This window comes from Rickettsia endosymbiont of Oedothorax gibbosus (assembly GCF_936269705.1).
In the GTDB taxonomy this organism is placed as follows: domain Bacteria; phylum Pseudomonadota; class Alphaproteobacteria; order Rickettsiales; family Rickettsiaceae; genus Tisiphia.
This window is the reverse complement of sequence record NZ_OW370493.1, coordinates 509,419-533,011: the sequence shown is the minus strand read 5'-3', so window position 1 is coordinate 533,011 and position 23,593 is coordinate 509,419. Positions and strand designations below refer to the sequence as shown.

The following is a 23,593-nucleotide window of genomic DNA, read 5'->3' as shown; positions in this document are numbered from 1 at the left end:
ATTTAACTTCTTCATAATTTTAGGCTCACATATTTAATATTTTTAGACCTACAGAAATAGTAGGGACGGCAAAAGTCTTTTTTATCCCCCTGCTATTATCTCCCATATAATTGTCTGAAAGTTTTCCTGCTATTTTAACACACTCATTCAAGTATGTCACCTGGATACTCTTAGAAAGAATATATATTTTATTTTTTGCCCAGTCTACTCTCATATCATAGGCAACTGACCAATTTTCTGCTAATTGATAAGTAAAGTTATAGTAAAGTTGTCTTACTTTATTATCAATTAATTCATTGGTAGAATAATATTTCTGTACATTAGAAATTTGCACTAATCCAACAGTTAACTGAATTGCCTTAGAGTTAAGGGTGCCACCTAATTCATCTCTAATTGGCTGAAAATTCTTGCTTTTTCTAAATCTATAGAACAGCTCTATTGTATCAGAAAAATTACTAGAAATTCTGCCAACATTTTCAACATTATCAATAGATTTGTTATTAATAAGATTATTACTATAGGTCTGTCCTAGGAATAAACTAGAATAATTTTGCTCTGAAAGTATAGAAGAATTAATACCATAACTTAATCTATTGCCAAATTCATGATAATCTATACCACTATAGCGATTCGAACTGAATATATTATTTTCCGATAGTTCATATTTTGATGGATCGATAAAAGAAAATTTCTTATTAGAATTATTTTTACGTCCAATAGTTGCTGATATAATTGGTTCAACAAATAGACTAGCTTTATCAAAGATTGAGCCAGCTAATGGATAGTGCCAAGTAGTTTGAATTTCTGGTATATTTCTAGCAAGAACCTTGTTAGCCCTAGAATTATTTTGATATAGGTGATTAATAAAATATACATCTGCTCTATTTCGTAAGGTAACATTAAATAAATGACCAGATGAAGTTAGGAAATTGTTATCCACTGCCAATTGCAATGCAACTTGCCCTAGTTCTCTACCGCTTCTTTCTTTATAGATTAGTGCATTATTCTCAATAACTATGCTAGTAGTTTCATCGTCATTTAAAGGTATGACATTCTTGGTTCTAACCTTAGGAAAAATTAATGGACTGGTGCTACTAGAATCATTTGTTCCCAATCCTTCAAAATACATCCCTTCTGTTAATAAGTAATTGTAATTATTGACATGTTCTAAATATAACTTGGAAGTCAAATATGGAGTATAATTATTATAATAATTTTTTAAGTAAGCTTTATCAGAAGTACGTTGCAGCTTAAATCCATATCGATAATCGTTTTTGGTGAAATCACCATTGCTTAATATATAATATGAATTTACCTTAGTGTTTTTTATCGTTATCGCACCATTCTTTAAGGAGTAGGGTACTTTGCCATAATTAGCCTCTAAAGATATATAATCACTTTTGTTTGGTTTGTAACGAGCTTCTAGTTCAAAAATTGTATATTTTTCCCAAAAAATCTTTGGGGTTAGAGTAAAATCTAGATTAGGTTTAGTTCTATAATATAATGGTATCCTTAAAGAGCTATCCTGTATTCCAGGCATCAATATTCCTGATTTTGCAGGAGCCTTAGGTGTTGGATGAGAAAAATAGAGTGTATAGAAGATTGGAATACCATATACCTCAAAAAATAGATGCTTATAAACCATTATGTTCTTATTGAGATCTACTTCAGTATTTTTGGCAGAAATTTGCCAAATAGGTTTTTGGTTGCATAGTATTTTACATGGAGTAAAGGTACTATTATGCAAACGAAAAACATCTTTATTGACTCTTTCCGCTAATTTTGACACTAAGAGAGTATTATCACCAAGATATAAAATAAAATCTGAAATTATCCCCGCCTTTAGCTTATCTTTTAATATGACAAATTCTCCCAAAATAACTCTATTTTGTTGATCTGTAATTTTAACATCACCCTCAGCCCAGAGTGTATCTTGTTCTATATCGTAAATCAAAGAATTGGCTGTTAAAAAATAACTATCTAATATAATTTGAACATTACCTTTAGCATAAATAAATTGTTCCTTTTGGTTATATTCGATATAATCTGTTGACAAAAAACTAAACTGTTTGTTTATTCCTTGCTGTTCAGCTTGTGCCAAACTACCAATCGGTAACAAAATAATAATTTTAATAGTAATAATCAATAAATTGCAGAAAATTCGCATTTAGAATAATTTTTGAAGTAAGATGGTAAATATATCATGTATACATCAAATTTGATATATTTATATAGCTAACCAGATTAGTATTACTCCACTATAGTCAATTGATAAGAAGTTGATGACGTTGTTACTCATCGCTCCTGCAACCCAATTCCCCTGAATTGACTATCTTATTTATAACTTAATAATTTAGTCATTGACAGGAAGTGGTAATTTTTATTAATATCTCTAAAATATTATAGAGTAATATGAGTTTTATGTTATATAATTTCCACAAGATTGTCAGTGCTATTGGTACTAGTTTGCATGAGAATTCTATAGTAGAGAACGTATCATACAGGCTAAAAGACCCTGCTTCTGTCTTAAAGAAGCTGTTAAGAAAGAATATTGATTTCCATCAATTAAATGACCTAGTGGCTCTTAGAATTATAGTTGATAAGCAAGAAGATTGTTACAAAGTATTGGATATTATTCATGATCTATATCCTAACAATCTTGAGAAATATAAAGACTATATTATTAATCCTAAGCATAATGCTTATAGTTCTCTGCATATCGTGCTTGCCGTTGGGACGCCTAGTCGTAATGTAGAAATACAGATACGAACCAATCAGATGCATGATATAGCAGAATTTGGTACCGCTAGTCATGGTGAATATAAAAAATCGCAAGAAGCGAGAATAGAAGAATTATTTTCTACAACATTATCTAATATAGATGCTATTTATAGAGGGCTAAATAATGCATATAAGCTTTTTGAACAGTTTAATTGGACTATGCTGGAGTTAGTTGCTTATGAACAAGAAATCCAAGATGTTTGGAATAATTGTCAAGATGACTTGCAAGCAATACGTGAACAATTATTAGAAGAGTAGGTATAGTCAATTGATGAGAAATTGGTGACGTTGTTGCTTAATGCTTGCCTATTACTTATAGGCGTCGCTCCATCGCATAAGCGTCAGTTTAAGAAAACAATAATTGAAAAACCGTCATTGTGAGCTGATGTATCCCCACGAAATTGTTGCAAAATAGCAAGAATTGATAGAATATCTTCATTATTTAATGATGATGGAGATAGTAGGTTATGGATGTAAAAACAGTATTAAATGAAGTAATAAAAGAACATTGTCCTTTTATACATAATAATCGTTTAAATGCGTTACTTGATGTTGCAGAAGGCTTGCGATATAGTCAGAATTTGTCTTTGAGTGCAATTGGCAGGAACTTGAGTGGTGATAGTAAAGTAAAACATAAAATAAAAAAAGTTGATAGATGTATAGGTAACAAACATTTATATAACGAGGTTGATAATCTCTATAGTGCTTTATCATATTTCATATTTGAGTTTATCAAGCATTCTAATGATGACAGTGTTGTGATTGATTTATGTTATCTTAAAGATGATCGCATGGTACAAATGCTAAGTGCTCAATTTTGTACAAGAGGGATGAGTTTACCTTTGTATCAAGATGTGTTTGAAGAAGGTGAATTAAAGGGCAGAACGGTAGAATTTCTAAATAAATTAAAGAGTATAATACCTGATGGAAAAAGGGTTATTGTGATTATGGACGCTGGCTTTCATATTGAATGGTTTAAGGAAATAGAAAAACAAGGGTGGAGTTGGGTGTGTCGGGTACGACAAGGAAAAGATTTAAAATTAGCTAAGAATGAGGATTGGATATCAGTTGAAAATTTCATGCCATCAATTGGTTCAAAAACGATGGAATGTGGTACGATTCTGCTAACCAAAGCTCATAAATATTCCTGCAGAATGGTTACAACTTGCAAAGTCCCTAAGGGTCGAGTGCAGAAGGTTAGCAGGAATCGTACTAGCAGTAAAACAGCAAATGGTTCATATAACAAAGCTGCAAAAGAACCTTGGATATTGGTAACTAACTTAAGTTCTGATGAATATAAGGGAGCGGAAATAGTGAGGTTATATAGCAAACGTATGCAAATAGAGGAGACGTTTCGAGTGATAAAAAGTCATCAATTTGGTCTTGCTGGAAGATATATTCGAACTTTAGATGTGAATAGATGGGGAGTTTTAATGTTACTATCTGCCATTGTTATTATAACATATTGGGTTATAGGTGTGGTAGGCTATAGCCAAGGTATGCAAAGAATTTTCCAACCTAACACAGTAAAAGATAAAAAGATTTATTCGTATTTTACCCTTGGGAAATTTATTATTGAATTTAATTATTTGCATGCCATAAAACCATTGGTAGAACCCCTGGCATCTATTATAAAGACGGAGCTTTGTCGTGCTTAATTTCGTGGGGATACATCAGATTGCGAGGAGGTGTAAGCCTCCTAAGCAATCCATATTACGAGCTTTATGGATTGCCACGCTCACATACGTTCGCTCGCAATGACGCTTAGAGATCAGCTTTTTTCATACAAAATCTTTAAAAACGTATAAGATATTGCGTAAAAAATTAAACTATATATAATGTACAAAATAATTTTTAAATAGGATAAATATTATGATCGCCCATAATATACCAAATACACCAAAAATATTGAGAATAGAAGAAATAGTAGAAAGATTAGAATTAGCAGAACCTGCTGTAGTTGTTAGCGATTCGACTTTTGAAGAATCATTAACTGCAACGGCAGGAGGGCATACTGTCCATTTTAGAGGGTCTAATTTCCATATCCCCCATCTCTCTTTTGCCCCTAACCTGAATATTGCATGATGACAGCAATTTTCTGTCGTGTAGACTTTATACTAAAAGGCATGCAGGTCGATTCTCTAAAAATACACTTTGTAAATTTATATTTTTTATAAAATTACTGTACTTCCTGATATTACCAATACTTTGTGGGTATTATGATAATTGATTGTGCAATATTCAGGCTAATGGTCACCTAGAATTTAACTCAATGATAGGTAAGCCACTAGTTTGACTAGTGAGACCATCAAGGCTTGGCCTTTAGATTTAGTATAAAATAAAAAGTTATCATATATAACTTCTTTGGCTTGACGGTCAAAGGAGAAAATATATGACAACATACGAAAGTTTAAATCATTCTAAATGGGATTGCAAATATCATATTACGTCAGTTCGGGATAAGATATAGATGAAATAGTAATAGATAAAAGGATTGTCAAAAAGGAGTGCCTGCAGTATTTATATTTTTAAACAAAAAAACAAACTACAGGCATGAAAAAAGATATCACAGAATTATATAGTTTTATAGATGATTTTTGTAAAATTTATTTGGAGTATGAACAGAGAAAGTTATTACCATCAAATAAGCAAAGAAATCGCTGTTGTAGCATGAGTCTAAGTGAAATGTTAACAATAATAATTATGTTTCATACATCCTATGCTAAGAATTTTAAATTTTTCTATAAAAGTTATATAGAGTGCATGCATAAGGATGATTTTCCCAAAGCCTTGAGTTATAATAGATTTGTTGAATTAATGGCACGATTATTCATACCGCTAAATATGTTGATTCATTTGTTGTTTGGTGAGGAAACAGGTATTTATTTTATTGACTCTACAACGATTAAAGCTTGTCACAATAAAAGGCGTTATAGCAATAAAGTTTTTAAAGGATTAGCCAAACATAGTAAATCCTCTATGGGGTATTTTTATGGTTTTAAATTACATGTAATAATCAATAATAAAGGGGAGTTTATGGCATTAAAAGTGACCAAAGGCAATGTAGATGATAGGGTTCCAGTACCGGAGTTAACAAAAAGATTAACTGGAATTATAGCAGCTGATAAAGGTTATATTAAGCAAAATTTGTTCTTAAATTTATATGAAAGAGGCTTAAAAATGATTCATGGAATTAAGAAGAATATGGAAAATAAATTAATGGATTTGAAAGAAAAAATCTTACTTCGAAAGCGTAACTTAATTGAAACAGTTTTTGATTATCTAAAAAATAAAATGAACCTTGAACATACTAGACATAGATCACCAATAAATGCCTTTGTCCATATATTATCTACTCTTGTTGCTTACTCATTAAAGAAAAATAAACCTTCAACAAAATTTGATTTTAATCTACATGTTCACAATATCCTTATCCCGAATTGACGTGAATTGTGTTTATTCCAAAGTGTCGTAAAAAAGAATTGTACGGGAAGGTTAGAAAATATCTTGGGAACCGTATTCCATGAGTTAGCTTTTCAACGTGGGAGCAAGATCATAGAGGGGCATATGGTACAAGATCATGTGCATATGCTCATCAAGATTCCTCCTAAATATTCTGTAGCTGAAGTAATAGGCTATATCAAGGGGAAAAGTGCTATAGCCGTTGCTAGGCAGTTTGGTGGACGAAAACGTAATTTTAATGGAGAAAAGTTGTGGGCTAGAGGTTATGCGGTCTCAACTGTAGGATTTGAAGAGAATCAGATCAAACACTACATTAAGAATCAAGAGCAACTTGATAGTTTAGGCTCTGACGAATCAGGAGAATTTTAATTAACAATGGCAGCCCTTTGGGCTGCTCATAACCGTCAAGCCCCTCGCTTTGCGAGGGCGTTCTGACTATGATGGCGAGGATTATAGCCGAGACGTTCTAGGAAACATGAATGTTACTTTTGCTGGTGATAATGGCGTAGAATTTACAGATGCGGCATAGCACCTAATTCAGTAGGTTTTGCTATAGAGAAATCTAAGCATTGAAACATAGACAACGAAGTAATTCAAAAAAGTGAGACTAGAATTGCTTCGTTGTAACAAAAATACTACTCGCTAATAAACGTCTTATTCTTGATAATCAAATTTTTCTCCAATTAGTTAATCCATCTGGCTTATCTTCTAGAATAATGCCATCTTTTAATAAATCTTGACGAATTTGATCAGCTAATAGCCAATTCTTTTGTAATTTTGCTTGTTGTCGTTTGGCAATCATCTGGAGAATTAGTTCATCATTCATTTCACAGTGGAACCACCTACTCGCTGGTTTGGTCATTAGACCTATAAAATTGCTGCAAGAAAGTAAGTAAGACGCATATTGGTATTTATCTTCTTCTTTGGTACTGGCAAAAACCAATTTGGCATAATCGTTGATTATTTTAATGGCAAGAGGGGTGTTCAGATCATCAAATAAACTTGATAAAAATTCTTCTGAAACATTTTGTTCATCAAGCTTGTTAATGTCCAAATTTTCTATCGCTCTATACCAATAATTCATTGTTTTTTTCGCATCTTCTAAAGCCTTATCGTTGTAATCTAATGGTTTTCGGTAATGGCTGTTCATTAGCAATAATCTAACCACATCACCTGGAATTTTCTTATCTATTAAGTCTTTTACCGTAATAAAATTATTGAGCGACTTACTCATTTTTTCACCATTACAGGTTAAGAATCCATTATGCACCCAATATTTAGCAAAGTGAGAATTCGGGAAAGCACAGGTACTTTGTGCTATTTCATTAGTATGATGAGGAAAAATTAAATCTGCTCCACCACCGTGAATATCAAAATTTTCTCCTAGATATTTATAGCTCATCGCTGAGCATTCTATATGCCATCCTGGTCTCCCTATTCCCCAAGGACTATCAAAATTTGCTAATATTTCTTCATCTTTATTGGCTGGTTTCCATAAGACAAAATCATGTGGTTGCTTTTTTGATGGATTATTTTCAATACGTACTCCTTCTAGCGTCTCTTCAAGATTACGATTTGATAATTTGGTATAATCTGGAACCGTAGAAATATCAAAATAAACATGGTTATCTGCAATATAAGCATGGTTTAGGTCAAGTAATTTTTGAATAATCATAATCATATCATCAAGATGCGTGGTAGCTTTTGGCTCGATATTAGGAGACTGACAACCTAGATATTGCATATTACAATGAAATTCTTCTGTAATTTTAGCTGTTAAGCCAGCAATAGTTATTTTGAGTTCTCTGGCTCTATTTATTATTTTGTCATCAATGTCAGTAATATTACGGACATATTTTATATGATTTTTACCAAATATTTTACTTAGTGAGCGATATAAAATATCGTATACTACTACGGACCTAGCGTTACCAATATGGGGGTGATCATAGACAGTTGGACCGCAAACATACATTTTCACTAGATTACTATCTAGCGGTACAAAAACTTCTTTATTGCGAGTTAGTGTGTTATGTAATAATAATTTCATGTTCTTTATCGTTGTGTTAAACTTTGTAGCTAATCCGATTAACATTACACCGTCATTGCAAGGTAGCGAAGTAATTTCTAATTATTTTTCTGGATTGCTTCGTCGCTACTAAAGTAGCTTCTCGCAATGACGTTGGGTAAAAATATTTCCGTCATTGCGAGCGAACGTATGTGAGCGTTGCAATCCATGAAGTTTGTCATATAGACAATTGCTTCGTCGCTACTAAAGTGGCTCCTTGCAATGGCTAAGTAATATTATTGGGTTAGCTCTAAAGAGCATAATTATATAATATTTATTATTGTTTTATAGTTAATTTTTATGGATATCTACCTAAAATGTCAATTCAAAGAAATTATTTTGAAAAACTGAAAAAACTACCGATTACTTTAATTATTCTTATTAGCATAATTTGTAGTATTGGTTTTGTTGTACTATATTCCGCTTCGGATAGTAATATTCAACCTTGGGCATATAAGCAGATGATGATTTTTTTCCTGTTTATACCAATTGTGATAATTATTACGATTATTGACATAAAATATATATTTAAGTTTTCATATATATTTTATATTGCAGTTATTATCTTATTAGTTAGTGTTGAGCTTTTTGGCTCTATTGCTATGGGGGCAAAACGTTGGATAGATTTAGGAGTTATCCGCTTGCAGCCTTCTGAACCGACAAAACTAGCCATAGTGTTAATGTTAGCTAGGTATTTTCATCAATTAAAAACTGATGATTTTACCAGATTTCATAAGATTTTATTGCCTATAATAGCTGTGATAGTACCAGTTTTACTGATAATAAAAGAGCCGGATTTAGGTACTGGAGTGATTACTATCATTATTGCTAGTGTTATTTTCTTTGCTGTTGGTTTTAGAGTAAGAAATTTTATGATAATTGGTATTATCGTTGTTACTTGCGTACCGGTTATTTGGCAAGTGATGCATGATTATCAAAGAAAAAGAGTCATGGTTTTTTTGGATCCTGAGAAAGACCCGCTTGGAGCTGGCTATAATATTATCCAATCAAAAATCGCTATTGGCTCTGGTGGATTATGGGGTAAAGGGCTTACCAAAGGTAGTCAAAGCCATCTAAATTTTTTACCAGAGCATCAGACCGATTTTATCTTTGCTACTTTTGCTGAAGAATTTGGTTTTGTTGGTAGTTTGTTTCTATTAATTCTTTATTCGGCAATTATAGTAATTTCATTGATGATTGCTACTAATTGTCGAACAACATTTAGTAAATTGATGGTAATAGGCATAACATCGATCCTATTTAGTCATGTATTTATAAATATAGCTATGGTGATGGGATTATTACCAGTAGTAGGCGTACCTTTACCATTTATATCTTATGGTGGTACAATGATTGTATCAATGCTTATTGGCTTTGGATTAGTAATGAATGCTCAAATACACCAGCATAGTAGTAATTTTTAATTTATTTTTTAGAGGAAAAACAAGAAAACACTAGACCCTAGACAAAAGATTTGTTATAAGGGTAAGGTAAATGTTCCTCGGTAGCTCAGTGGTAGAGCAAACGGCTGTTAACCGTTCGGTCGCTGGTTCGAGTCCGGCCCGGGGAGCCATTTTAAATATAATTTAATTTAAGTTGTAATGACCAAAGAAGAGCTAATTAATTTTGAAGGGGTTGTCCTTGAGCTTTTACCTAACGCAACTTTTAGAGTGAAGCTAGAAAATGGTCATTTTATTATCGCCCATACTTCTGGTAGGATGCGTAAAAATCGTATTAGGATACTTGTTGGGGATAAGATAACAGTGGAAATGACTCCTTACGACTTAACAAAAGGTCGTGTTATCCATCGTCATTAAGATTTTTCATATTTATGTCAAATGTAGAAGGTACTTCTTTAAAACAGCATAATATAGATGTAATTCTAGCATCACAATCACCGGCAAGGCTTGAATTGCTAAAAAGAATCAAAATATTTCCCACCCAAATTATTCCTGCTAATATCAATGAAACAGAATATTTGCGAGAATTACCAAATCAATTAGCGACAAGATTGGCACAGGAAAAGGCAAAAGTTGTTGCCCAACAAATAACTGGTGAAGCTATAATTATAGCAGCTGATACTGTCGTAGCTCGCGGCAGAAAAATATTACCCAAAGCTTTAACAAGTGACGATGTTAGATATTGTCTTAACATTTTATCTGGAAGACGTCATAGGGTTTATACAGGTGTTTGTCTAATAAAAAAAACTTCCGAACAACTCCTAACACGACAAAAAATAGTGCAAACTATAGTCAAGTTTAAAAAACTAAGTCATCAAGAGATAGAATTTTACTGTAGCCTAGATGAAGGAATCAATAAAGCAGGTGGCTGCATGATTCACGGCTATGCTGAAGCTTTTATTCCTAGCATATACGGATCGTACTCCAATATTATGGGATTACCACTATTGGAGACCATGCATATTCTTACTTCTTTGGGTTTTAAAAATAATCCTATATAAATAATTCTCCTGAATTGACTATACTTGCTCCCGCCAAAATCTTTCAATACAAAATATTTTTTAAAAATTTTCATTTTTTTCTATTTGCAAGTTTAAATGGTAAGTTTGATTTTTCTAAGCTTAAAAAACAAAAAAGTATAAAAATTCATGATATTTTGGATCAAGAAGGGGATTTTGAATTTCTATAATCAGATGAATATAAAATTATAGAGAATCCAACTAGACAACAAAGTGGTTTAATATTTTGTGGATATAGGAATAAAAAGATAAGAAATAAAGGAGTTAGGGAGGGAACTGAGCATTTATCTAGAGTTCACAAACAACCAAACAGAATATATTCAATTGAAGGTACGCACCCAATGTTATCATCGCAAGAAACTTCGGGGCGTTATTGGATATTACTTAATAATGGACGTGTAAGAAAACTAACAATAAATGAGTGTTTTAAAATTATGGGATTTCCTGAGGACTATAAACTAAAATCTTCAATATCTGAGTTATATAAACAAGTTGGAAATTCTGTATGTATTCCAAAGGTAAGAATTATAGGAGAAGCTATAGTTGAACAACTACTGTGATTTATTGAGTTTATTATGGAATATGGAAAAGAATTAGCTGCTCTCCCGACTTCAGTGTTGTTGTGCCAAAAAATGTATAGTACCCTACAATTTTGAGAAGATGAAGAAGAATGGTTGATTTAGAGTGGTGTGAAGTAGTATAAGGTAGGTATTTTTATAACAAAATGCATAATATAATACTTCAAGAATTGATTTTATATATAGACGGAAATAAATCAAGATTAAAATGTTTGGTTGGTATGGTAATTAGTTTGCTGACGGGCAGCTCAATTTATCAAAAAGGTTTAGCACTTGGTATTTTAGGTGATGCTAAAGCGACGTCAAAAACTCATAGAATTTATCGTTTTTTAAAAGATTTTAATTTTGATTATAGGACCAGTGTTAAGAACAAGCTCTTTTGCCGCCACTTACAGTTCCTAAAAAAATAATGTTTACACTTTTTTATTGTTAGAGCAAAAAATATATTGCAAAATAATTGTAATATGAATAAAATCGAGTAAATCAATACCGACACTGTGATTTCTAGGAACAGATAAAAATGCAATATAATTTATCATTAGAGGATTTAAATTTATGCAAGAAAAAGAAAGGTCAATCAAATCAGTTAACTTTTGCAATAATGTTAGTGTATTTCAAAAAATACATACAATTTCCCTCTAATAAAGCTAACACAGTTTCGATGCAATTATTGTTACAGGTTGCCAAACATTTAGATATTGATCCAACACAAATTATTACATTTGACTGGGATACACGTACTGGAGAAAGGTATCGTCAGGATATCAGACAGTATTTAGGATATCGTGTAGCAAATGCCAAGGATATTACATTAATAATGAATTATCTTGTAGATGACTTGATACCGCGTCATTTCTCAGATTCAGTGCTACTTGAACAAATACGTACATATTTCATCAAAGATAGAATAGAAATTGTTAATACCAAACAATTAGAAAATTACATTTCGTTAGCTAAACAAAAATTTGAACAACAATTTTTTAGAAAAATATTTGATAATTTAAGTCAAGGAAATCTTCTTTTAATAGATCGCATTCTTAGTAAAAATAGTGATGAGGATAATAACATTATAGAATTATCAGAACTTAAAAAAGATATCTCTGGAGCTAAAATTAAGAATATTCAATGTGCCATAAATAAAATCAATTTACTAGGTCAAATCAAATTATCTGACTGCATAATAGAGTCAGTAGACAGAAAATTATTATTAAAATATTATGAACGTGTGATGGTTTTTGCACCTAGCAATATTCTAGATTTTGCCCCGACTATAAAATATGCCACCATGGCAATATTCTGTAGTGTAAGACTGGAGCTATTGTTGGATGCCTTAATAGATACCATGATTAAACTAATTAAAAAGATGCGAGCCGGAGCAGAGAAGCATGTAGACCGTCATATTCTTCAGGAAGTTAAGCGTGTTGACGGAAAGTTTGATATTCTAGAAAAGTTGGCTATACTAAATGCAAAAAATCCTAAAAGCATTATTGAGGACAAAGTTTATCCGGTAGTGCCTCAGGAGAAGCTGGAAGAAGTAATTGAAGATCTACAACATCGTGGTAGTAAGTGGTATCAGGCTCAGGTGCGAGAAAAAATGCATACCACCTATGCTTATGGCAATAGAGGTAGTCTACTTGCGATAATAAGAATATTACAAATTTCTGAAGATCATATTGATTATCAACCTATCTTAAAGGCAATTCGTTTTATCAACCAATACTGGAATGAATCAGATTTAGCTTACTATATTAATATCCCACCAATCAATAGAGCTATCCCACAGAACTGGTATAGCATGATCTTTAAAATAGAAAAAGGTCAATTGCGAATAAATAAATATAATTATGAACTAGCCATATTAGAACAGATTAAAGAACTTCTTGGTTTTAAAGCTATTTGGGTTAATAAAAGTTACCGTTATAGAGATCCGAATAAGGACTTACCGAAGGACTTTATTGAGAAACGAGAATCATATTATGAGTTACTTGGGTTACCGCTAAAATTCGAGGAGTTCGTAGAAAAATTAAAGACTTCACTTACTAACAGCTTAGATGCATTAAATGCAAATATTCCTAATAATCAGTTTGTAAAGATCCAACAAAGTAAAGTTGGTAACAATATAAAGCTTACTCCCTTAGACTCACAGGATGAACCTGATAATATTATTAAGTTACAGCAAGAAATCAATAATAAGTGGTCAAGTATACACTTAATTGATATTTTAAAAGAGTGCGATCTAAGAATCAATTTTACTAAGGAACTTGAAACTGTTGGTAAAAGCAGCAATATCAATAGTTCTGATCTACAAAGAAGACTATTACTATGTATATTTGGCATTGGTAGCAACACCGGATTAAAAAGAATCAGCATTGCTAATGATAATGTTAATTATAGTGATTTACGTTATGTAAAAAAACGCCATATTAATGCTACAAACATTAGAAATGCTATTCGTACAATGGTTAATAACGTTTTAAAAACACGAAATCCTGATGTTTGGGGAGAGGCTACTACAACAGTGGCCTGTGACTCAACTCATCTGTTTGCTTGGGATCAAAATCTAATGAGCGAATGGCATTTTCGTTATGGTAAGAAAGGAGTAATGATTTATTGGCATGTTGACAAGAAATCATTATGTATTTACTCGCAGTTAAAGGATTGCACCTCATCAGAGGTAGGTAGCATGATAAAAGGCATTATTGACCATGATACGGACATGGACATGAATCGTGTATTTGTCGATACCCATGGACAAAGTGTAATAGGTTTTGCCGTGAGTTATTTACTAGATTTCTCCTTATGCCCGAGACTAAAGGCAATCAATAAGCAAAAATTGTATTACGTTGATTCTAGAGATAGAAATAAATATAAAAATATTTCAGAGATCCTAAAGGGAAGTATAAATTGGGAGTTATTAGAAGATAATTACGATGAGACTGTCAAACATATGGTTGCCCTAAAACTAGGAATAGTTACACCATCCGTATTAATCAAAAGATTTAGTAATAATAATTACGCTCATCCGGTATATAAGGCACTGGTAGAACTAGGCAAAGCCACTCAATAACTAACCAGCTGAAGCTGGTAGGTTGAAGTTGCGACTAGAAGTCACGGATTTACTCTAAAGAGATATTCATTACATTATTAGGCTGATGTGCATCTGAATGATTGTTAATGTAGTTATTGATTATATCATCAGTGACATTACCACTGGTTGAGCTAAAGAAGCCCCTAGCCCAAAAGTGGCGTCCCCAGTAAGTTTTTCTAATTTCAGGAAATTCTTGCTGAATTTTATATGATGAACGTCCTTTAGCTGCTTTAACAAACTGACTAATGGATATATGAGGTGGAATTTCAGCCATAATATGGACATGATCGGCAGATAATATTCCATTGATGATTTTGATACCAAGATATTCTGCTACCTGAGCAATAATTTCTCTAATTCTAATCCTGAGGTTACCTGTGAGTACTTTGTATCGATACTTAGTAATCCAAACGATATGGAAGCGGTGGTAAAATACGGTGTGGCTAGACTTACTATAATCAGTCATATATATTATTCTCTATTCAGAGAATAATATATATGATAACATTAGTAAATTGAAATATTTTAGAACAAGGACTGAAGTCTTTTCCGGCTGAAGCCGGAGGTTTTAACCAAATTTTGGGACAATAAAACCATATTTTTGTGTAAATATTTATCCTCGGAAGAATTACGTATTGAAGTTAATGAAGGACTAAATATTGTTGAACGCCTTAATAATGTAATGGATTTTATTTTTTACGGTAAACTAGGTCACATTGCAACGAACAATATTGAAGATCAGGAATTATCGGTATTATGTTTACATCTGTTGCAGGTATGTATGGTTTATATCAATACCTTGATTATTCAACAAATATTATCACAGCCACATTGGCAGAACAGGTTTATGCCTGAAGACTATAGAGCATTAACACCGTTATTCTCAGGTCATATAAATCCTTATGGTCTTTTTCCGTTAGATTTTAATAAACGCTTGTTAATCGGGATAACTATTTAATTGCTTATTATGATATTAGAACGTACGCCAGTTAGAGAAAAAGCTAAATATTTTTGCAAACATCTGAAAAAAGAAAAGCCTGATTATAATTACTTAAGAGAATTATTCAGGCATATAAGAAAAAATCTTGATGTAGAAGTAAAGAGTGGTAAGGAAAGGAAGTTGCCGTATGTGCCTACGGAAGAGGAAATAAATAAATATTACAACACGGTATGGAAATCTAGAAATATGAAGCATATAGTAATGATTAAAACATTGCTTTATACCGGGGTGAGAGTTTCTGAGTTAGTAAATATAAAAATATCTGACATAGATTTAGATAATTGTCAGATAAAAGTTGTGCAAGGTAAGGGAAAGAAGGACAGAATAGTTCCGTTTCCTGATAGTTTTAAGGAAATATTAGCTGTTCATCTAGAAAATATGAAAAGAAATGATTCAAAATATTTATTTGAATCAAGTTTGAAGATGGCATATTCTGATCGAGGCATTAGAAAAATATTAATGAACTATACAAAAGAAGCGGGTATTGAGCATTCAATATCTCCTCATACATTAAGACATTTTCTTTTTACTTGGATGAAGAAAAAAGGCGTAGATGACGCATTAATTCAGCCATATTCAGGACATGAGAGTCGTCAATCATTGGAGATGTATTCAAAATTATCACTCGGAGATTGCCAATCTGAGTATGAAAAAAGGATTAAAGATTTTCCAATTTAATTCTAAGTGGCGGCAAAAGAGCTTGTTCTTAACACTAGTCCTTATATGAAGGTTGGCTATTTGCTATTAAGCTTTTTTGCTTCAAAAAATTATGTCGTAGCAATGGATAGGACAAGTTGGAAATTTGGTAAATCCGATATTAATATTTTATTTTTAGTAATGGTAATTGGTAAAATATCGGTGCCAATATTCTGGAAGACTTTGTCGCATGGTGGCGGGTGTTCTGCAGAATTTATGAAGGAATTTTTACAGAAATTTATTAATAATTTTGGCGTTGAAAGAATAAAATATTTGCTTGCTGATAGAGAATTTATGAATAAAGAATGGTTAGACTTTCTGATAAATAACCATCTAAAGTTTGTTATTCCATTAAAAATGGATCATAAAATTCGTCTTACAAAAGGTTTAAGAACTTTAACCATTGAAAGAATATTTAGTGATGTTAAAGCCTTAGAGTATAGGGCTTGTAGTGGTATATTATGGAATAGAAAGGTTAATTTTACCGCATATAGAAATGATAAGAGCGAGCTGATGGTTCTGGTGTCTTCAATTGAAATAGAGCAAGATATTTTTGCTTTATATAAATTTCGTTGGAGTGTTGAACGACTATTTTTGCACCTAAAAAGCGGTGGTTTTGATATTGAAAAAAGTCACATTGTAAAATTGGATAGATTTGAAAAATTATTAGTGATAACTGCTATTGCTTCAGCTTTAATAGTCAAAAATGGAATAATACAAAATGCCTTAAATCCCATCCGAATAAAACGGTACAAAACCATTGAAAGACAATTGTTTTCATTATTTACCTATGGCTTTGATCATATCAAAAATGCTTTTTATCAATCTACAACAGCCATAACGCAGCTAATATCCACATTATTAATACCTCCCAAACAAAAACTTTTTTCTATCCTAATACCATCTTTACAAAAATTGTAGGGTACTATGGTAAAAAACTCACTCAATCCCTTGCTAATCAAGGTTTAGAACTAATAACAAAAATTAAAAGTAATATGAAAGAAAGAATAATAGATCCTATTAAAAAGCGGTTTTTAAATAAAAGGTATATTATTGAAACCATTAACGATCAACTAAAAAACCTTTGTCATATAGACCATACAAGGCATAGATCTGTTATGAATTTTCAAACTAACGTATTAGCTGGACTGCTTGCCTATGTTTTTAAGCCTAATAAAATTTCTGTAGCTTTTGGAAAATTAAACAATCTCAACCTTCCTCTTACATCAAACTGAGGTTATAATAGGAATAGATTTAGCAAAAAATAGTATGCACTTGGTGCAAGTCGATCAAAATGGCAAAAAAATAGGTTATCAAAAAGTTACAAGAGATGAGTTAATAGCCTATTTAACCTGAGTTTGACGTAAGCACCAAACAAAATGCTAAGCATTATGTAATAACATAAACAAACTGTTGGTGGTGAGCTATGGTAAAAATAAAACCTTCTTTCAAACCAGTGTGTTAGGAGAAAGAATATTTGAAAAGTAAGAAGGGAGGGATTATAAAGTTCTCGAATAATAACAACAAAATTGGAGAATATATTATGATCCCTCTTACGGAGATTTTCTGCTTAATTGATGATTTTTGCAAGCATTTTGATACGGAGCAAAATAAATATATATTACCAAATCCTAACCGTAAGCGTAAAGTAGTTTGCAGTATAGGACTCTCAGAGATTATTACTATTATAGTAATGTTTCACTTGAGTCACTACCGTACCTTTAAAGATTTTTATTTATGCTGCCTATGTCAAAGTTATAGAAAGGAATTTCCAAAACTTGTGAGCTATAGTCGTTTTGTTCAGTTAATGCCAATGAGCTTCATGCCCATGGTGTTACTGCTAAAAAGCCTATCAGGAAAACAAACTGGTCAATATTATATCGACTCTACTAAACTTCCTGCTTGCCATAATTTAAGAATTAATAGACATAAAGTATTCAAAGACATAGCAAAAAGAGGTAAGACTTCCACTGGGTGGTTCTTTGGTTGTAAGCTACATATTGTCATTAACAGTTGCGGAGAGATTATGAGTTTTTCTTTAACTCCAGGAAATGTTGATGATAGAGCAGTGGTGGAAAATTTAGTAGATAAATTACAAGGCTGGCTTTTTGGTGATCGTGGGTATATCAGTAAAAAACTCACTCAATCCCTTGCTAATCAAGGTTTAGAACTAATAACAAAAATTAAAAGTAATATGAAAGAAAGAATAATAGATCCTATTAAAAAGCGGTTTTTAAATAAAAGGTATATTATTGAAACCATTAACGATCAACTAAAAAACCTTTGTCATATAGACCATACAAGGCATAGATCTGTTATGAATTTTCAAACTAACGTATTAGCTGGACTGCTTGCCTATGTTTTTAAGCCTAATAAAATTTCTGTAGCTTTTGGAAAATTAAACAATCTCAACCTTCCTCTTACATCAAACTGAGGTTATTTAAGCAATCTCGATAAAAGTTCATTGGTAGCTATGGAAGCATGTGGAGGAGCTAATTATTGGTCACAGGAAATTGCTAAGCTTGGTTTGCAAGTCAAACTAATGAAAACAAAAGATGTAAAAGTTTATGCTACATCGAAACAGAAAAATGATTATAACGATGCGTTAGCAATATGCAAAGCGGCTCGTGATCCAGAATTAAAAACCGTGCCGCCAAAAAGCAAAGAGGAACAAGATATAAAATTTTTGCATAAAATTAGAAGTAATACGATCAGAGATCGTGTGCAAAAAACTAATTCTACAATATCAAGTTTATGTGAATATGGCTATAATACAAAATTAAGTAAAAATAAATTTTGCAAATCATGTAGGCTGGAGGTAGAATTAGCGTATAGTAAAGGTTATATAAATTCTGGGATACGGTCAATTTTACTTTTAGAATGTAAAGAAATTGAGGATTTATGTGACAAAGAGAAAACTTTAGAAAAGCTGATTATCAGCAATAATAAGCAAAGTGAGAAAGCTACTATAAGGTGGTCCCCTTTGTCTAGACAAAAATTTAGATAAATAGAGATATAATTCACAAAAATTAAATTGTTGTTTTTATACAATATTTTTTTCAAAATATACACATTCTGGATTTTTATAATCCAAAGCTTGATGTATCCTTTGTCTATTATAAAAGTCCATATATTCGTTAATTGCTGTCTTTGCCTCCTTTACTGTTGTTAGAATAATCCGATAAATTTTTTCCTGTTTTAATGATCGCTAAAAACGTTCAATAAAAATATTATCTAAGGCTCGTCCCTTACCATCCATAGAGTCTGTCCTATAGTTTGTGTAAGTTGCAAAGAAAGCAGTAAGAGATTACTGTAAAAAAAGTAACTTAAGCAAGCAAGGAGGAATTATGGCTAAAAAATTAGATACAGATAAAGATACATTATACCAATTGCAATAATTAACGCAGTGGTGTAAAATGGGTTTTTAACTGATAAAGGTACTCAAATGGCTAGGTTAATATTACCACAAGGTTTTCATGGTCATGATTTTATAAAAATGATGAAACATGAGCCGCATGGTCGAAATCGTATACGTTTATTGGCGATGTATCACCTTCAATTAGGCAAATCTTTAAAAGCCATATCTGAAATAGTGAAGTCACACTGGAAAACTGTGCAATCATGGCTCAGAAGATTTAGGAATCATGGTTTTGAAGGATTATTTGAATCACAAAGAAGCGGCGCCCCTAGGAAGATTAACACTATACAAGAGTCTGCTCTTTTTGATAAAATCAATACGCTCAGTGAAAGTAAAACTGGTGGGTATATAACTGGAAAGGAGCTACATATCATGTTACTTGAGGAATATGGTGCTAAATGCGCTTTAAAAACAGTCTACAATACTATGCACCGCCTTGGTTTTAGCTGGATTACTTCTCGTTCAATGCATCCAAAGTCAAATCAAGAGACTCAAAATACATATAAAAAAACTTCCCAGACATGTTAACAAAATTATTACCAAAAAATATCGATAGATGTAAAGTTGATATATGGTCTCAGGATGAAACTCGAGTTGGGCAACAAGGTAGCTTAACTCGTATATGGGCTAAGCGTGGCACTAGACCCCGTAAAGTTCGGCAACAGCAATTCATTTCAACATATATTTATGGAGCTGCTTGCCATGATACAGGAGAAGCTTTTGCATTAATTTTACCATATGCAAACACACAGGCAATGAATAAATTCTTAGAAGAGCTTTCTCGCAGTATTCAAGGCAACCGACATATAGCTTTACTAACGGATAATGCAGGTTGGCACACAGCCAAAAAACTAACTGTGCCAAGCAATATCACTTTGATACCGCTTCCGCCCTATGCACCGGAACTTAATGCAATGGAACAAGTTTGGGAATGGATCAAAAATCATTTCTTGTCTAACCAATGTTATGGTGTATATGAAGATATCGTCACTATGGCTTGTTACGCTTGGAATCAATTTGCTCATAATGTAGATTTAGTAAAATCAATTATGTATAGAGACTGGATAAACACACCGTGTTAATTATTGCAATTGGTATTAAACATCAGTAATCAGCTAGTAGAAGAATTATTATCAAAAGCAGATCCATCGGAGTTATTTGGTCGAGATGGTTTATTTCAACAGCTAAAGAAGCAAATAGTTGAGAAAATATTAGCAAGTGAGTTGGATCATGAATTAGGATATTCAAAACATAGCAAGATGCCAAAAGTAGATAATAATAGTCGTAATGGTAGCTATGAGAAGACAGTAATTGATGGGGATGGTCGTAAGCTGACAGTAGAAGTACCAAGAGATCGGGAAGGAGAGTATAATCCTCAATTAATACCAAAAGGGCTGAGGAGATTTAATGGATTTGATGAGAAAGTGATATCCCTTTATGGTCGCGGTATGACAGTCAGCGAGATCCGAGGGCATTTAGAAGAAATATATCAAACTGATGTATCTGGTGACTTGATATCCACCATAACAGATGGGGTAATAGAAGAAGTAACTAGGTGGCAAAATCGTTGTTTAGATAGGGTGTATCCAATATTATACTTGGACTGTATCTATGTAAAATCTAGAGACAATCACATAGTAATAAATAAAGCAGTATATTTAGCACTTGCTGTAAATATAGAAGGGAAAAAGGAGTTACTTGGCATTTGGATAGGCAAAAATGAAGGTGCTAAATTTTGGATGCAAGTAGTTACTGAGTTAAAGAATCGAGGAATTGAACAAATTTATGTTGCTTGTGTGGGGTTTAAAGGGCTTTCCAGAAGCTATAAGCAGTGTATTCCCGAGTACTATAGTACAATTATGTATTGTACATATGGTTCGCAATTCAGTAAAGTATGTGTCATATAAAGATTTAAAAGAGGTCACATCAGATCTAAAACAAATTTATACAGCTAATAATGACGAAATGGCACGTTTAAAACTTCAGCAATTTGGTGTAAAATGGGATAAAAAATATCCGGTAATTTCTGATATTTGGCAACGTAATTGGTCTGGGATAATACCGTTTTTTGCCTTTCCTGAAGAGAACAGAAAGGTAATTTATACTACTAACACTATAGAATCTGTAAATCGTCAAATTAGAAAAATTATCAAAAATAAGGGGGTGTTTCCAGATGATAAGTCAATTCAAAAAATAATATTTTTATCCCTACAAAATGCAGCCAAAAAATGGACCATGCCTATTAAAGATTGGTCTTTAGCTTTAAATCAATTTGAAATACTTTGTGGAGATTTTAAATATGATTTATTGGAAAATAAAAAATGAACTTTGTGAGTAGACCTAACCAATTGCTTGGTTAAGCCCCTCCTCAGAACCGGACATGCAGAGCTACCGCATCCGGCTCCCGAAAGGTAAGATAGGCTTGTACCCTATTTTTTTTTGTTGGTTTTAGAACATTGAAATGGTCTTCCACTTATTTGGAAAGTCGACCCTTTTGAGTATTTCAGCTAATCTTTGCCAATTCATCTTACGCTTCCCACCCATTCTATTAAACCACCCATATATTGCTCGCCTAGTTTGGTGAATAAATGAACTTACTCGTCTTTGATTATCTGATATACCATGATAATTGATCCACCCCTTTGTAGCTCTAATGACTTGCAATAATATCTGTTCTTTGCCCCTCTCATTAAGGTGACTTCGTAGATATTCTCTTAGCCCTTTAAGCTTCTCGGTAAATCGATCTTTCCTTGTGGTATATTTTAATCTCCATATGTTACCAAACCTTGATTTACCCCAATAGCAAGTAAAGCCAAGAAAATTATAACTCTTGATCTTCTTACCTTGCTTAGCTAAGTCCTCAGCATGGTATCTACCGGACTGAATCATCTGCGATTTAGCTTCATTGATGTTCAAGCCATACTTGTTTAATCTTTTGGGCAAAACCTCATAAAACTTCCTCGCGTCTTCTTCATTCTCAAAGACGAACACCATATCGTCACAATACCTCACCATTCCAGTTTGCCCTCTTATGTTTTCCTTGCTGATTTTAGCAAACCAACAGTCAATAACATAATGTAGGAAGACATTTGCCAAAATTGGTGATGTTTTAGACCCTTGGCGGCATCCTTCCTTGTTAGTAACTGTAATGCCGTTTTCTATAATTGGTGTTTCCATCAGTTTCATAACTAGTCTTAGGAATCTTTTGTCAGATATTCTCTTTCTTAGGAATCCCATCAACTCAGAATGTTTGATTGAATTGAAGCACTTAGTTATATCAATTTCAACTACAGCTCCTTTATTGAAGTTATACGTAAGTCTATTCAACTCCTTAAGTGCATCATGGGCGTTTAATTTAGGTCGAAACCCGTAAGAACATTTTAAGAATATTGGCTCGAACACTGAGTTTAATATCTTGCTTACTGCCGACTCGATTATCTTGTCTTCAAAGCATGATATTACCAAAGGTCTTTTGCCTCCATCTTCTTTTGGAATCAATGTAATTCGTGCAGGTTTAGCTTGATATTGCCCCTTGCGAATTTTAGTAAGGAGCGAGAGCAAATTTGCTTCCAACTTCTTACCATAAACCGCTTTGGTTATACCATCTATTCCTACAGCTTTCTTGCTATCAAGTTCCCTATATTGTTCTTCTAACATCTTTAAATCAATAATATGTCCAAGATTATTAAACTTTATGTCTTGATTTTGTGATGATAGCAACTTTATACGCTCAAGTTTCGTTGACCATGTATTTCCGTCTATGCTGTGTACGGTCATTGTTTCCCTCTTACGTTCTTACCTTTCTGTCAGCCCTTCGCTCCACTCCCATTACGAAGCTTCATCACTACTACAACTGACTCAGCCATCCTTAACACCATCTCCAAAGCCTTATGTTTCGGCACTTGTACTTTGAATACTTACTTAACTCAGTAAGAGTTATAAGGACTTCTCAAGTTGTGTCATTAATCTCTACAAACTCGCTGACGCCTGAGACCCCGATGGTTGAAAACTTTCGGATTTTCG

General features: G+C 32.7%; 19 protein-coding genes, 1 tRNA gene and 6 pseudogenes. 21 read left to right on the top strand and 5 right to left on the bottom strand.

Annotation, left to right across the window (positions count from 1 at the left end):
• Positions 1-25 precede the first annotated feature (25 nt).
• Positions 26-2,167 carry an LPS-assembly protein LptD gene (locus NBW66_RS02940; RefSeq protein WP_410525808.1) on the bottom strand — a complete coding sequence of 714 codons (2,142 nt, stop codon included), beginning with the start codon at positions 2,165-2,167 and terminating at the stop codon, positions 26-28.
• Positions 2,168-2,466: 299 nt separating this feature from the next.
• Here NBW66_RS02940 and NBW66_RS02935 point away from each other — a divergent pair, with 299 nt between their 5' ends.
• The 5 genes and pseudogenes from NBW66_RS02935 (at position 2,467) to tnpA (NBW66_RS02915) (ending at position 6,612) form a co-directional block, all read left to right on the top strand.
• Positions 2,467-3,039 carry a nucleotidyltransferase family protein gene (locus NBW66_RS02935; RefSeq protein WP_250311700.1) on the top strand — a complete coding sequence of 191 codons (573 nt, stop codon included), beginning with the start codon at positions 2,467-2,469 and terminating at the stop codon, positions 3,037-3,039.
• Positions 3,040-3,248: 209 nt separating this feature from the next.
• Entirely contained in the window at positions 3,249-4,439 is a 1,191-nt protein-coding gene (locus NBW66_RS02930; RefSeq protein ID WP_250311083.1) for an IS4 family transposase, read from the top strand.
• A 214-nt stretch (positions 4,440-4,653) separates the two neighbouring features.
• The gene (locus tag NBW66_RS02925) at positions 4,654-4,866 is read left to right on the top strand and encodes a hypothetical protein (protein ID WP_250311699.1); all 213 of its coding nucleotides are present in this window, start codon (positions 4,654-4,656) and stop codon (positions 4,864-4,866) included.
• Positions 4,867-5,334: 468 nt separating this feature from the next.
• Complete coding sequence (locus NBW66_RS02920; protein ID WP_250310582.1) at positions 5,335-6,225, top strand: IS982 family transposase; 891 nt, start codon at positions 5,335-5,337, stop codon at positions 6,223-6,225.
• Between the two features lie 5 nt (positions 6,226-6,230).
• A pseudogene (tnpA, locus tag NBW66_RS02915) lies at positions 6,231-6,612 on the top strand (IS200/IS605 family transposase).
• A 298-nt stretch (positions 6,613-6,910) separates the two neighbouring features.
• Here tnpA (NBW66_RS02915) and cysS read toward each other — a convergent pair.
• Positions 6,911-8,293, bottom strand: a complete 1,383-nt coding sequence (cysS, locus tag NBW66_RS02910; protein WP_250312246.1) for a cysteine--tRNA ligase — start codon at positions 8,291-8,293, stop codon at positions 6,911-6,913.
• A 341-nt stretch (positions 8,294-8,634) separates the two neighbouring features.
• On the opposite strand from cysS, the gene rodA reads away from it, so the two are divergent.
• The 7 genes from rodA (at position 8,635) to NBW66_RS02875 (ending at position 14,435) form a co-directional block, all read left to right on the top strand.
• Positions 8,635-9,735 (top strand): rod shape-determining protein RodA, encoded by a 1,101-nt coding sequence (rodA, locus tag NBW66_RS02905; protein ID WP_250312245.1) that lies wholly within the window; start codon positions 8,635-8,637, stop codon positions 9,733-9,735.
• A gap of 74 nt (positions 9,736-9,809) precedes the next feature.
• Positions 9,810-9,884: transfer RNA gene (locus NBW66_RS02900), tRNA-Asn, on the top strand.
• 28 nt (positions 9,885-9,912) lie between these two features.
• Positions 9,913-10,128, top strand: coding sequence for a translation initiation factor IF-1 (infA, locus tag NBW66_RS02895; RefSeq protein WP_094649298.1), 216 nt, complete (start codon positions 9,913-9,915; stop codon positions 10,126-10,128).
• 14 nt (positions 10,129-10,142) lie between these two features.
• Entirely contained in the window at positions 10,143-10,772 is a 630-nt protein-coding gene (locus NBW66_RS02890; protein WP_250311698.1) for a Maf family protein, read from the top strand.
• A 203-nt stretch (positions 10,773-10,975) separates the two neighbouring features.
• The gene (locus NBW66_RS14770) at positions 10,976-11,350 is read left to right on the top strand and encodes a DNA cytosine methyltransferase (protein WP_348539306.1); all 375 of its coding nucleotides are present in this window, start codon (positions 10,976-10,978) and stop codon (positions 11,348-11,350) included.
• Positions 11,351-11,514: 164 nt separating this feature from the next.
• The gene (locus NBW66_RS02880) at positions 11,515-11,778 is read left to right on the top strand and encodes a hypothetical protein (protein ID WP_250311696.1); all 264 of its coding nucleotides are present in this window, start codon (positions 11,515-11,517) and stop codon (positions 11,776-11,778) included.
• A gap of 110 nt (positions 11,779-11,888) precedes the next feature.
• Positions 11,889-14,435, top strand: a complete 2,547-nt coding sequence (locus NBW66_RS02875) for a Tn3 family transposase (RefSeq protein ID WP_250311695.1) — start codon at positions 11,889-11,891, stop codon at positions 14,433-14,435.
• A 49-nt stretch (positions 14,436-14,484) separates the two neighbouring features.
• Here the strand turns inward: NBW66_RS02875 and tnpA (NBW66_RS02870) are convergent, their stop codons facing one another.
• Positions 14,485-14,922, bottom strand: a complete 438-nt coding sequence (tnpA, locus tag NBW66_RS02870) for an IS200/IS605 family transposase (protein WP_250310592.1) — start codon at positions 14,920-14,922, stop codon at positions 14,485-14,487.
• A gap of 123 nt (positions 14,923-15,045) precedes the next feature.
• Between tnpA (NBW66_RS02870) and NBW66_RS02865 the strand changes: the two are divergent.
• The 6 genes and pseudogenes from NBW66_RS02865 to NBW66_RS02840 all read left to right on the top strand — a co-directional run.
• Positions 15,046-15,414, top strand: a pseudogene (locus NBW66_RS02865) (Tn3 family transposase); the annotation flags it as partial.
• Positions 15,415-15,423: 9 nt separating this feature from the next.
• On the top strand, positions 15,424-16,134 hold the full coding sequence (locus NBW66_RS02860) for a tyrosine-type recombinase/integrase (protein ID WP_250310731.1): 711 nt from the start codon (positions 15,424-15,426) through the stop codon (positions 16,132-16,134).
• A gap of 6 nt (positions 16,135-16,140) precedes the next feature.
• The gene (locus NBW66_RS02855) at positions 16,141-17,073 is read left to right on the top strand and encodes a transposase (RefSeq protein WP_250311694.1); all 933 of its coding nucleotides are present in this window, start codon (positions 16,141-16,143) and stop codon (positions 17,071-17,073) included.
• A pseudogene (locus NBW66_RS02850) lies at positions 17,073-17,387 on the top strand (transposase); the annotation flags it as partial. The gene NBW66_RS02855 and the pseudogene NBW66_RS02850, both read left to right, overlap by 1 nt.
• A 308-nt stretch (positions 17,388-17,695) precedes the next feature.
• Positions 17,696-18,586 carry an IS982 family transposase gene (locus NBW66_RS02845; RefSeq protein WP_250310807.1) on the top strand — a complete coding sequence of 297 codons (891 nt, stop codon included), beginning with the start codon at positions 17,696-17,698 and terminating at the stop codon, positions 18,584-18,586.
• 21 nt (positions 18,587-18,607) lie between these two features.
• A pseudogene (locus NBW66_RS02840) lies at positions 18,608-19,159 on the top strand (IS110 family transposase); the annotation flags it as partial.
• Between the two features lie 36 nt (positions 19,160-19,195).
• On the opposite strand, the pseudogene NBW66_RS14875 reads toward NBW66_RS02840, so the two are convergent.
• Positions 19,196-19,345 (bottom strand): annotated as a pseudogene (locus tag NBW66_RS14875) (IS3 family transposase); the annotation flags it as partial.
• Positions 19,346-19,597: 252 nt separating this feature from the next.
• On the opposite strand from NBW66_RS14875, the gene NBW66_RS02835 reads away from it, so the two are divergent.
• The 3 genes and pseudogenes from NBW66_RS02835 to NBW66_RS02825 all read left to right on the top strand — a co-directional run bounded on the left by NBW66_RS02835 (position 19,598) and on the right by NBW66_RS02825 (position 21,895).
• Positions 19,598-20,098 (top strand): helix-turn-helix domain-containing protein, encoded by a 501-nt coding sequence (locus NBW66_RS02835; protein WP_250310542.1) that lies wholly within the window; start codon positions 19,598-19,600, stop codon positions 20,096-20,098.
• Positions 20,092-20,652 carry an IS630 family transposase gene (locus NBW66_RS02830; RefSeq protein ID WP_250310543.1) on the top strand — a complete coding sequence of 187 codons (561 nt, stop codon included), beginning with the start codon at positions 20,092-20,094 and terminating at the stop codon, positions 20,650-20,652. The genes NBW66_RS02835 and NBW66_RS02830 overlap by 7 nt, the downstream gene beginning before the upstream one ends.
• 3 nt (positions 20,653-20,655) lie before the next feature.
• Positions 20,656-21,895, top strand: a pseudogene (locus NBW66_RS02825) (IS256 family transposase).
• A 123-nt stretch (positions 21,896-22,018) separates the two neighbouring features.
• On the opposite strand, the gene NBW66_RS02820 reads toward NBW66_RS02825, so the two are convergent.
• Entirely contained in the window at positions 22,019-23,347 is a 1,329-nt protein-coding gene (locus NBW66_RS02820; protein WP_250311693.1) for a reverse transcriptase domain-containing protein, read from the bottom strand.
• Between the last annotated feature and the right edge of the window lie 246 nt (positions 23,348-23,593).